General features: G+C 59.8%; 6 protein-coding genes. 3 read left to right on the plus strand and 3 right to left on the minus strand.

Annotation, left to right across the window (positions count from 1 at the left end):
* The first annotated feature begins 1 nt into the window (after nucleotide 1).
* Both rnr and ACM561_RS08975 read left to right on the plus strand, forming a co-directional pair.
* Nucleotides 2-2350, plus strand: a complete 2349-nt coding sequence (rnr, locus tag ACM561_RS08970) for a ribonuclease R (RefSeq protein ID WP_425909541.1) — start codon at nucleotides 2-4, stop codon at nucleotides 2348-2350.
* Entirely contained in the window at nucleotides 2347-2790 is a 444-nt protein-coding gene (locus ACM561_RS08975) for a DUF983 domain-containing protein (protein WP_425909543.1), read from the plus strand. Before rnr ends, ACM561_RS08975 begins: the two co-directional genes overlap by 4 nt.
* Nucleotides 2791-2950: 160 nt before the next feature.
* Here the strand turns inward: ACM561_RS08975 and prfB are convergent.
* The 3 genes from prfB to ACM561_RS08990 form a co-directional block, all read right to left on the minus strand.
* A protein-coding gene (gene prfB, locus ACM561_RS08980) for a peptide chain release factor 2 (RefSeq protein WP_139372876.1) occupies nucleotides 2951-4082 on the minus strand; the annotation gives its coding sequence in 2 pieces (ribosomal slippage) (nucleotides 2951-4012 and nucleotides 4014-4082; 1131 coding nt in all).
* Between the two features lie 279 nt (nucleotides 4083-4361).
* The gene (locus ACM561_RS08985) at nucleotides 4362-6854 is read right to left on the minus strand and encodes a penicillin-binding protein 1A (protein ID WP_425909544.1); all 2493 of its coding nucleotides are present in this window, start codon (nucleotides 6852-6854) and stop codon (nucleotides 4362-4364) included.
* A 201-nt stretch (nucleotides 6855-7055) separates the two neighbouring features.
* On the minus strand, nucleotides 7056-8324 hold the full coding sequence (locus ACM561_RS08990) for an N-acetylmuramoyl-L-alanine amidase (protein WP_425909689.1): 1269 nt from the start codon (nucleotides 8322-8324) through the stop codon (nucleotides 7056-7058).
* 694 nt (nucleotides 8325-9018) lie between these two features.
* On the opposite strand from ACM561_RS08990, the gene ACM561_RS08995 reads away from it, so the two are divergent.
* A complete protein-coding gene (locus ACM561_RS08995) occupies nucleotides 9019-12123 on the plus strand; it encodes an Rne/Rng family ribonuclease (protein WP_425909546.1) in 3105 nt (1034 codons plus the stop codon).
* The last annotated feature ends 69 nt before the right edge of the window (nucleotides 12124-12192 follow it).

Here is a 12192-nt window from a genome sequence, read left to right on the forward strand (position 1 = left end):
CGTGAGCAAACCGCGCGCCAGGGATTTTCCGGATCGCGAGACCATCGTCGCCTTCATCCGTGCACACCCCGGCCGGGCGGGGACGCGCGAGATCGCGCACGAGTTCGGCTTGAAGAATGCCGATCGCGCCGAACTCAAGCAGATCCTGCGCGATCTCGCGGACGACGGCACGATCGTTAAACGGGGCCGCAAGCTGCGTCAGCCGGAAACGCTGCCGCCGACGCTGATGGCAGATATTACGGGACGCGATAGCGACGGCGAACTGATCGCCACACCTACCGAATGGGACGAGGAAACGACGCCCGCACCGAAGATCCTCATCCATGTGCCGCGCCGCGCGAAGCCCGGCACGGTGGCTGGTGTCGGCGACCGCGCGCTACTGCGCATCGAAGCGATGGAGCCCACCGAATCCGCACGCTATCGTGCTCGTGTCATCAGGGTGATCGATAACACCCGTGCGCGTATACTTGGCGTCTATCGCGCCTTGCCCCAAGGCGGTGGACGCCTCGTGCCGGTCGACAAGAAGCAGGCCGGTCGCGAATTGAACATCGCGGAAGCCGACAGCGCCGGCGCGAAGGACGGCGATCTCGTTAGTGTCGAGCTCGTGCGTACTCGCGGTTTCGGACTTGCTTCAGGCAAGGTGAAAGAGCGGCTTGGTTCGCTCGCGACCGAAAAGGCCGTCAGTCTGATCGCGATCCACGCTCATGACATCCCTCAAGCGTTCTCGCCGGCTGCGCTCCGCGAAGCAGACGCTGCGAAGCTCGTAACGCCACGAGGACGCGAAGACTGGCGCCAGCTATCGCTCGTCACCATCGATCCGCCCGATGCGAAAGATCACGACGACGCGGTTCACGCCACGCCAGACGACGATCCAAACAACAAGGGCGGTGCCATCGTCACCGTCGCCATTGCCGACGTTGCTTACTATGTGCGGGTTGAATCGGCGCTGGATCATGATGCGCTGAAGCGCGGGAATTCGGTCTATTTCCCCGATCGCGTGGTCCCGATGCTGCCGGAGCGAATTTCTAATGATCTTTGCTCCCTGATCCCGGGCAAAGAGCGCGGCGCGCTTGCTGTACGCATGGTGATTGGTCCCGACGGCCGCAAACGTTCGCACACCTTTCATCGCATCCTGATGCGCTCGGCGGCAAAGCTGAATTATGCGCAGGTACAAGCCGCGATCGACGGCAACCCCGATGACATCACCGGCTCCCTGCTCGAACCGATCCTGAAACCGCTCTATGCAGCCTATGCGCTGGTGAAGCGGGCGCGTGATGAGCGCGATCCGCTCGATCTTGAATTACCCGAGCGCAAGATTTTGCTGAAGAATGACGGAACGGTCGATCGTGTGATCGTACCGGACCGACTCGAGGCGCATCGACTCATCGAGGAGTTCATGATCCTTGCAAATGTCGCCGCAGCCGAGACGCTGGAAAAGAAAGAACTGCCGCTGATTTATCGTGTTCATGACGAACCGACGGTAGAGAAAGTTCACAACCTTCGTGAATTTCTGAGAACGCTTGATCTGTCCTTCGCCAAGAGCGGCGCGCTGAGACCTGAGCTGTTCAATCGGGTACTCGACCACGTTAAAGGCCATGACTCGGAGTCGCTGGTGAACGAAGTGGTTCTTCGTTCGCAGGCGCAGGCTGAATATTCGGCGGAAAACTATGGCCACTTCGGTCTCAACCTACGGCGCTACGCGCATTTCACATCCCCGATCAGGCGATACGCAGACCTGATCGTGCACCGCGCCCTGATCCGGGCGCTGGGCCTTGGCGACGGCGCATTGCCGGGTTCCGAGAACGCCGAGACGCTGGCTGAAATCGCGGCGCGTATTTCCGTTACCGAGCGTCGCGCCATGAAGGCTGAACGCGAGACCGCCGACCGCCTGATCGCGCATTTTCTTGCCGATCGCATCGGTAATATTTTCGAGGCCCGTATTTCCGGTGTGACCCGCGCCGGCCTTTTCGTGAAACTGACCGATACGGGCGCCGATGGGCTGATCCCGATCCGCTCGTTGGGCACCGAATACTTCAAGTACGACGAGACCCGCCATGCACTGGTCGGTTCGCGCAGCGGTTCCATGCACAAGCTGGGTGACGTGGTCGAGGTTCGTTTGGTAGAAGCTGTACCCTTGGCTGGCGCTCTGCGTTTCGAACTCTTGTCCGGAGCTCAGGTAGGGTCGCGCTCCCTCCGCGCGCGCGGTGGACGGAAAACAAAGGCGCAGCGTGGTCGGGACGCGCGTCATCCTGAAGTCCAATTGAAGGGCCATCCAGGCCACAAACCGCGCAAGACGTCGCGCAAGCCGGGCAAGAGCAAGGCTGGCAAACCGAAGAAGGGCAAATCATGACGGCGCTTCCTCCAGATCCTGCGAGCACAGCCGCCAAAACCTGGACCCGGGAAGGCGAGAAGCGCGACGCCTGGGCCGCGGTGAGGCGCGGCTTTTTCTGCCGTTGCCCAAGATGCGGCGAAGGCAAACTTTTTCGTGCCTTCCTGAAAACCGCCGACAAGTGTTCGGAATGCGGACTTGATTTCACCCCGCATCGTGCAGACGACCTGCCCGCCTATCTTGTCATCGTCGTCGTCGGCCACATCGTGGTACCGCTTGCGTTGCTGATCGAGAAGGAGTTTTCGCCGCCGCTGGCGGTTCAATGGGCGATCTATTTGCCTATGACGCTGCTCATGGCGCTATGGCTGATTCAGCCTATCAAGGGCGGTGTAGTCGGCCTCCAATGGGCCTTTCGTATGCACGGTTTTGACGAGAATTTTGTCGACGACCACGTCGTCTGATCCGGTGGCTTGGCTCAGGTCAGCCGAGGCACCGAGCGACAAGAGCGAAACGGTGCAGCAATTATGCGGCGCGCCAACGATCACTCCTGCGCGTTTTCTTCACGCGAACCGGTATCAATCCTCGGGTCAAACCCGAGAACATGCTTCGCTCGGAAATGCATTAATCGACGTCTTCAATGGCACCGGGCGTGCTACCAAAAGCTCTCTGGGCCAGCGTCGCTGCCATGAATTCGTCGAGGTCGCCATCGAGCACGCCCGAAGTGTCTGACGTTTGCACGCCCGTTCGGAGATCCTTCACCATCTGGTAGGGCTGCAAGACGTACGATCTGATCTGATGGCCCCAGCCGATGTCGGTCTTGGCGGCCTGATCAGCGGCGGCCTGCTCTTCCCGCTTCTTGAGTTCGATCTCGTAGAGTCTCGCCCGCAGCATGTCCCAGGCCTGCGCGCGATTCTTGTGCTGTGAACGCCCGGCCTGACAAACCACCGCGACCCCAGTCGGGACGTGTGTCAGCCGCACCGCCGATTCAGTCTTGTTGACATGCTGTCCACCCGCTCCGCCGGAGCGCATGGTATCGGTGCGGACGTCCGATTCCTTGATGTCGATCTTGATGCTGTCGTCCACAACCGGGAAGATCGCTATGCTTGAAAACGACGTATGGCGCCTCGCATTGGAATCAAACGGGGAAATTCTCACGAGACGATGCACGCCTGCTTCGGTCTTGAGCCAGCCATAGGCGTTGTGCCCGCTAACCTGGATCGTCGCTGATTTGATACCAGCCTCTTCGCCAGGCGTTTCTTCCAGATACTCGATCTTGAAACCGCGCTTCTCCGCCCAGCGTGCATACATGCGCAGAAGCATCTGCGCCCAGTCCTGGCTTTCGGTACCGCCCGCGCCGGCATGAACCTCGAGATAGGTATCGAAGCGATCCGCCTCTCCCGAAAGCAAGGCTTCGAGCTCGCGGCGGGCGACCTCCTTCTTGAGGGTCTTCAGGGCGTTTTCGGATTCGTTGACGACGGCCTGATCATTCTCGGCCTCGCCGAGTTCAATCATGCCGATCTGGTCCTCGAGCTCACGCTCGACGTTGCCGATACCGGTCAGCGAATCCTCCAGGGAGGTTCGCTCCTGCATCAGTTTCTGGGCCTTCTGGGGATCGTTCCAGAGGTCTGGATCCTCGGCGAGCTTGTTCAGCTCCGCCAGACGCGCGGTCGATGTCTCGACGTCAAAGATGCCTCCTCAGCAGCCCGACCGACTGCTTGATCTCTTCGACAAGTCTTTCGATTTCAGCGCGCATGGCTTTCTCTGCGGCTCACACCATCAACAATGGCTGGTGATTTAGCTGCGAAGGTCGCAAAGCGCAATCGTGTAGAGCATGAACAAACCGGAAAGACTGCGCGAGCAAAAGTTGAAACGGGATCGTACTCATCAAAACAATAAGGCTGGAGCCGGTCCAACACAGTTGAACCGGACGCTATAGCGCTATTGAGCCAAGTGGAATCCGGTTCGCGTGAAGAAAACGCGCCAAATCAAAAAGATGGAGTTGTTCACCGTTTCCGCGAGGCGGCGAAAGATTCTAGTAAAGTCCTCCGGTGCCGGGCCGGAACAAGCTGCGGTCGGCGTCGGGCAGCGGCTGTGGCTCGCGTCCGTTTGCATCAGCCACACCGATCACAGAGTAATTGTCGGGAGGCGCAGTGCCAGGCTTGAAAGCCTCAAGGATCGTCTTGCCGCTACTACCTGGCCCTGCGCGCATACCCGTCTTGGAATCGACGCGAACCAGCTTGATGCCGGCAGGAATGCGGAACGGAGTAGCGGGCTTGTCAGCAAGCGCAACCTTCATGAAATCATGTGCGATCGGAGCCGCCAGATGTCCGCCCGTCGCTTGACGGCCGAGATTGCGCGGCTTGTCGTACCCGACGTAGATGCCGACGACGAGATCAGGTGAGAATCCAATGAACCAGGCATCCTTCTGGTCGTTGGTGGTGCCGGTTTTACCGGCGATCGGCTTGCCCAGATCGCGCATGACCGTAGCGGTGCCGGCCTGCACCACGCCCTCCATCATTGAGGTGATCTGATAAGCCGTCATTGCATCCAGCACCTGCTCGCGGTGGTCGATCAACTGAGGCTCAGACTGGTTCTTCCAGCCTTCCGGCGCGTCGCAGCCGCCACACTCCCGCGTGTCGTGCTTGTACATGGTGTGACCGTAGCGATCCTGAATGCGATCGATCAGGGTAGGCTTCACCCGCCTGCCGCCATTATCGAACATCGAATACGCCGTCACCATGCGCAGAACCGTGGTCTCGCCTGCTCCCAGTGCGTAGGACAGATAGTTCGGCAGCTCGTCGTAAACCCCGAAGCGCTTTGCATATTCGCCTATCAGCGGCATGCCGATATCCTGCGCCAAACGGACCGTGACGGTGTTGAGCGAGAGCCGCAGCGCATTTCGAAGCGTTTGTGGTCCGTAATATTTTTCTTTCGAGTAGTTTTCTGGACGCCAAACGCCTGAGCCATGCCCCTGATCGATCTCGATCGGCGCATCGACCACGACTGTCGAAGGCGTGTAGCCGTTGTCGAGCGCGGAGGAATAGACGAGCGGCTTGAATGAGGATCCAGGCTGCCGGTAGGCCTGCGTGGCGCGATTGAACTGGCTTTGATCGAAGGAAAAGCCGCCGACCATTGCCAGCACACGGCCGGTCCGCGGATCCATCGCCACCATCGCGCCGGATACTTCGGGCAATTGGCGCAGTCGGTACTCCCCCTCGACGATCTTGCCGTCCTTTGCAATCAGGGGGTCGGCATAGATCACGTCACCGGGCGAAAGCACTTGTGACACTTTCGTCGGCGTACGGCCTCGCATCGACCCGGATGCACCCTTGGCCCACTTTACCCCTTCAAGCGTAATCAGGCCCGTTTGCCGCTTTTTGCTTACGGCGCCGCCAAGTTCGCGCCCGGGCTGAAAGCCGATCCGCGCGGACTTGTCGTCGGACTCGAGCACGACCGCCAATCGCCACGGGGAGATATCGGAGAGTGATTTGACCTCGGCGAGCTTCACGCCCCAATCGCCGGAGATGTCGAGCTTGCTTAGCGCACCGCGCCAGCCCTGAGCCTCGTCATACGTGACGAGGCCATTTGCCATGGTCTTGCGCGCTATCACCTGCAATTCCGGGTCGAGCGTCGTCCGGACCGACAACCCCCCTTCGTAGAGCTTCTTTTCGCCATAGCGTTCGAACAGGTCGCGCCGTACCTCCTCAGCGAAATATTCGCCGGCGAAAGTATGCGCCAGGTTGGTTCGGCTCGTGACGATCAGCGGCTGCTTGCGAGCTTTTTCCGCGTCGGCCTGGTTGACCCAGCCGTTTTCCAGCAACCGGTCGATGACATAGTCGCGTCGTTCGATCGCGCGGTCTCGGTTCTTGACGGGGTGCAGCGTCGAGGGCGCCTTGGGTAGAGCCGCGAGATATGCAGCTTCGGCAACGGTCAATTCATTGACTGACTTGTCGAAGTACACGAGCGAAGCAGCCGCGATGCCGTAGGCGCCAAGACCGAGGTAAATCTCGTTCAGATACAGCTCGAGGATCTTGTCCTTGGAATAAGTGCGCTCGATGCGCATCGCCAGCAACGCTTCCTTGATCTTGCGGGCAAAGGAAACTTCATTGGTCAGAAGAAAGTTTTTGGCAACCTGTTGGGTGATCGTGGAGGCACCCTGCGGTCTCCTGTTGCTACCGTAATTCTGAGCATAAAGCAGCGCCGCACGCAGCATCCCTTGATAATCGATGCCGCCATGTTCATAGAAATTCTTGTCCTCCGCAGCCAAAAACGCGTTGATGACCAACTTCGGCACTGCCTGTATCGGCAGGTAGAGCCGCCGCTCCTTCGCGTATTCGCCGAGCAGCGAACCATCGGACGCATGGACACGCGTCATCACGGGTGGCTCATAATTCTGAAGCTGCGAATAGTCCGGCAGATCCTTGGAAAAATGCCAGATCAATCCCGCTACTGCCGCGACCCCGACCAGAAACAGGATGGTTCCCGCTGCAAACAGAAAGCCCGTGAATCGCAGCAGCAAGCGCATTGTTGAATGTCCGTTTCGTTGCCGGGGCTTGACGATATCGGCTGCAAGCCTTGTCGCCGGGCGGACGCTTTCGTTGGTCGAAGCATCCGCCGGATGAGTATGCCGGTTCTGACCGATTCTGCGAACTTACGACGACTTTTCTATAGGGCGGCGGCTGTGGCCAAACTAGGGCTTCTAACCTTTAGCGCGCCACTTTTCGCCTCAGTCGGCCGGAGCGACTGACACCATTCTTTTTGCAAGGAACGTCTCGACGGCCTTCGTGACCGAACGGACAGTCCTGGAACGCCACTCTTCCGACGCCATTTGGCGAAGATCTGCCTTGTTCGAAACGTAACCGAGTTCAACCAGCACCGACGGCACATCGGGAGCCTTCAGCACCCTGAATCCGGCTGACTTCAGCGGGTGCTTATGCATCCGCGCGGAGGTTTTCATCTCACTCATCAATAACTGGGCGAAGCGATTGGAAAACGTGCGTGTTTCCCGTTGCGCAAGATCGATCAGGATATCGGCCACCTCGGTCGGCTCCTCGGTCAGATCGACACCGCCGATGGCATCCGCCTTGTTTTCGGCTTCGGCCAGTCGTTCCGCTTCGCGGTCCGACGCCTTGTCCGACAGTGTGTATATCGTTGCGCCTTGTGCATCACCCTCGTGGCGCGGCAAAGCGTCCGCATGAATCGACACGAATAATGCAGCGCGGTTGTTGCGGGCGATGCGCAAGCGATCGGCCAGTGGCACGAAGGTGTCGTTCGTCCGCGTCATGACAACGCGATATTTACCGCCCTGCTCTATGCGGTCGCGCAACGCTGACGCAAATGCCAGCACCAGATCTTTTTCGGCCTCTCCGGTTGAAGCGTGGGTTCCATTATCAATTCCGCCATGGCCGGGATCGATTACAACCACTAGGCGCCCGTCCGCGAGCCCGGTCAGGCCAGGCGTACCTGGGATGGACCCTGAAGAATCGGCATCCTTCGCCGGTTCTGGGCTGCTCGATCTCGCCAATAGGCCGTTGAATGCAGCACGTTCGACGGCCTCCAGTTCGACGACCAGGCGGGAGGGCTGACCGTTCGCGGCGTCGAGCACGTAAGCTTTCTGGATTTTCGCAGGTCCTGCGAGATCGAAGACAATCCGCGATCCGCCCGGCATAACCAGACCGTAGCGGAACGCCTTGATCAGGCCGCGTCCGGTTTCCCCGGCTTTGGGCGCAAGGCGAAAACTGACCTGGGGAATATCGATGACGGCCCGATAAGGATCAGTGAGCAAAAAGGCGTGAATATCGATCTTCTTGTCGAGATCGAGAATGAAGCGGGTCTGATTCAGATCGCCCGCGAGTCGCACTTCGGATGCGACCGGAAAATCACCGGCGATCTCCAGGCGGACGGGTTCGTTCCCGGCGGCAAACGAAGCCGCGCCGGGAGCCAGTATCGCTATGGCGCATAGCCAGACGATTCGCAGATTTGCGCGGCCCGCCAACGAACCCATGCCTCCGAGCTGCTTTTAATCACAATAGATACAGTACGGTTAATCCGGACTTAATCCGATACCCCGTTATTGCTCCGGATGACGACGCGGTCCCTTGCAAGCGACAGGCAATCCACGTATGTAAGTTAATGCTGACGGTTAAACTCACGGTTGTGTCGCGTTCAGCTTCCCGGTGCAGCGTTAGGGCTTCAGATTGTTCGAAGTTCCGGCGTTTCCTGATCCCTCCACACAGCCAGCGCAGCGCGCGGCCGAATTGAAGAGGTGTTTTTCAGGTTTGGGAGGGATCCGGTCCCAGGTTACCATTTGCACCTGGGGGCAGCTTGGAGAGGTCGTAACCGATTGTCCCGGCCTGTGGCCACGCGGTACGACAACCGACAAGGTGCTTTGGCGCCGCGTCGGTCCGGCAGCGAGATAGATACGCGGCGGTGTTTTTGCCGCCAACCTGTTCAGACGGGCTGACGCCTGATGCGCCATACTGAAAAGCTGACCATTTTTTCCGCAAAGACCGCACCGAGGCGAAGTGAAAACTTCGCGCATGGCGTCTCGTCGGGATCAGGGTCGGCACGGCGTTCCAGATCGCGTCGCAGCCTTCCCCTCACCCCCGAATCAGGTGGACCGTTGCGTTACCCGGCCGCGCGAGATGCGCGCGCCGTGCCATGCGCCCTCCGCCCCCAAGAGCTTCAAAATGTCCAACAAACCCAACAAAATGTTGATCGACGCCACCCACCCGGAAGAAACCCGGGTGGTGGTGGTCCGCGGCAACCGCGTCGAGGAATTTGATTTCGAATCAGCTCAACGCAAACAACTGCGTGGCAACATCTATTTGGCCAAGGTCACCCGGGTTGAGCCTTCGCTGCAAGCCGCGTTTATCGAATACGGAGGAAATCGGCACGGTTTCCTGGCGTTCAGCGAAATTCATCCGGACTATTATCAAATTCCGGTCGCCGACCGGCAGGCGTTGATCGAAGCCGACGAGCGCGCTCATCGCGAGGCAGAGGAAGAACCCGAAGATCGCCCCAACCGCCGCCGTTCGCGGCATCGCAACGCACGTCGGCGCGATCACGGCGAACGCGTGCAAAGCGCCATCGTCGAGGATGGGGATCAGGAGGTCACGGGGATAGACGCGACACAGTCTGACTCGTCGTCTGATGAAACAGCAGTGGGCGATCAACTCGGGCAACATCATGATCATCCCGACGCGGATGACGGAGCCGACGACGCCATACAGCGCGATCACGCACGCGCACCTGCGCACGACATTGGATCAAGCTCTCTAAACAGCGCCGACAACTTACAGGAGTCGCATGACTTCGCTGGCGCGCTCGACTCCGACGATGTGGTCCGCGAGCATCGCGACGAAATTCAGGAGGGCTCTAGTGAGGACCTGGTCGCGGCCTCATCGGATGAAGACCCGGCCCCGATAGCACCGGGTCACGCGACCAGCGTCGAACCGCTTGCTGACGATAACGCTCAAAACGATCACACCGGACCGGCCGTTTCCGCTGATGAAGCGCGCAATGAAGTTTACGATCGTGAGAGTGGTGACTATGCCGGCGGCCATCCTCATGAGGTCGGTTTCCATGGGGACGAAGCTCGCGTCGAAGATCGCACGGAAGATGACGATAGTGACGATGACGAAGAAGAAGAGGAGCAGGTTGAATCCGTCGGCGGCGATGATGCTCTCGAGGAGGTGCCGGAGCGGGGTTACCGGCCGCGCCGTCAGTACAAAATCCAGGAAGTCATCAAGCGTCGCCAGGTCATGCTGGTCCAGGTGGTCAAGGAGGAGCGCGGCAACAAGGGCGCCGCGCTGACGACCTATCTATCTCTGGCCGGCCGGTATGCGGTGCTGATGCCCAATACAGCCCGCGGCGGCGGCATCAGCCGCAAGATCACCTCGGCGCAAGACCGTTCGCGCCTGAAGGAGGTGGTGCAGGATCTCGATGTCCCCGAAGGAATGGGAGTCATCCTGCGCACCGCGGGCGCTTCGCGCACCAAGCCGGAGATCAAGCGCGATTTCGAGTATCTGATCCGCATGTGGGAAACCGTAAGAGATATGACCCTGCGGTCCCAGGCTCCGACACTTGTTTACGAGGAAGGCTCGCTGATCAAGCGTTCCCTCCGCGATCTCTACAGCAAGGAAATCGACGAAATCCAGGTGGCCGGTGAAGCCGGCTATCATGAAGCGCGCGATTTCATGAAGATGCTGATGCCATCCAACGTCCGGGCAGTGAAGCAGTATCGCGACTGCCAGCCATTGTTTTCGCGGATGGGCGTCGAGAGCCAACTGGACGCGATGTTCCTGCCGACGGTGCAGCTTCGCTCCGGTGGATACATCGTCATCAACCAAACCGAAGCGCTGGTATCGATCGATGTCAACTCAGGTCGCTCGACCCGTGAACATCACATCAAGGATACGGCGCTTAAGACCAATCTGGAAGCTGCCGAGGAAGTCGCCCGACAGTTGCGACTGCGTGATCTTGCCGGTCTGATCGTCATCGATTTCATCGACATGGACGAGAAGCGAAGCAACCGCGCGGTGGAGCGCAAGCTGAGCGAGTGTCTGCGCCACGATCGCGCGCGCATCCAGGTCGGCCGCATTTCGCACTTCGGTCTTCTGGAAATGTCGCGCCAGCGAATCCGCGCCAGTATGCTGGAAAGTTCGACAGAGCCTTGCTCGCACTGCGGCGGCACCGGCCATGTCCGCTCGGTTCCGTCGGTGGCGTTGCAGTTGTTGCGCAGCCTTGAGGAAGTTCTGATAAAAGGCGCGACGCACAACCTTGTCGTGCGGACGCGCATTAACGTTGCGTTGTATGTGCTCAATCAGAAGCGAGGACATCTGCGCGCCCTCGAACACAGCTTCAAAGTTGGTCTCTCCCTGGTCGCCGACCCCTCGCTCGCGGGTCAACAATCCTTCGTCATTGATCGCGGTGAGCAGGTGCATACTCTGGAGGCGGCAAAAGCGCTGCTGGCCACGCAACTCGCCATAGACCCGCCGCAGGCCGAAGAGGTCCATCAAGACGAGCAGCCGGTCGATGTGGAAACGGAGATCGAGGTCAACGACGCCGAGACTCGCGCCGATGAACAGGCGGGCGGTGAAACCGAGGGTGACGGCCGCAAGCGCAGGCGACGTCGGCCCCGGCGTGAACGCTCTGGCGAAACGAGCGACAATCAGCCTCCGCAAACGGTTGACGGTCCGGACAGCGTCCAGATTGCCGCCGATTTCGCCGCGGCACGCTTTATGACCGAGGACGACGTCGAAAATGATGGAGAGGACTCTTCGGCGCAGGGCAGCGAGGTGCGAGCCGATCAGTCGCCGGACGGAGATGAACGGCGACCGCGTCGTCGTGGGCGTCGCGGTGGTCGTCGGCGCCGGGGTAGCAACGGTGCGAGTCCTGTCGACTCGATTTCCGACGAGTTGACCCCTCCGTCAGCATCAGAAGCCGTCGAGGCCGTTGCGGACTTCGATTCTGTGTCGATAGCGCCAGAAACGCAGACCAGCCCGGCCGAAGCTGAAACTCAGCCGCAACAGCACACCGCAGAACCGACAATCCGCACGGCTGAGGCCAGGAGCGATACCGTTTCGGAATCCGAGAAGGCCGTTTGCCGTCGCTCGACCGTACGGGAAAAGGTGAGCTTCGCCTCGCAAGAAGCATCGCCTGCCGTTCCCGTCATTCAAAGCCATCCGGAAGCAGCGACACCGGAATCGCAACAGTCTCCTCCGGAAGTATCGGACGAAACCCGACCGCGACGTGCGGGGTGGTGGTCTCGTCGGTTCGGCAGCGGAACCTAAACGAGCCTTCTTTTCAACGGCAAGACGCCCGGCCAGGCCGGGCGTTTTAGTATGCAGTGGGGCTGGCTG

The sequence above is a fragment of the Nitrobacter sp. TKz-YC02 genome (genome assembly GCF_049852135.1).
Taxonomy (GTDB): domain Bacteria; phylum Pseudomonadota; class Alphaproteobacteria; order Rhizobiales; family Xanthobacteraceae; genus Nitrobacter; species Nitrobacter vulgaris.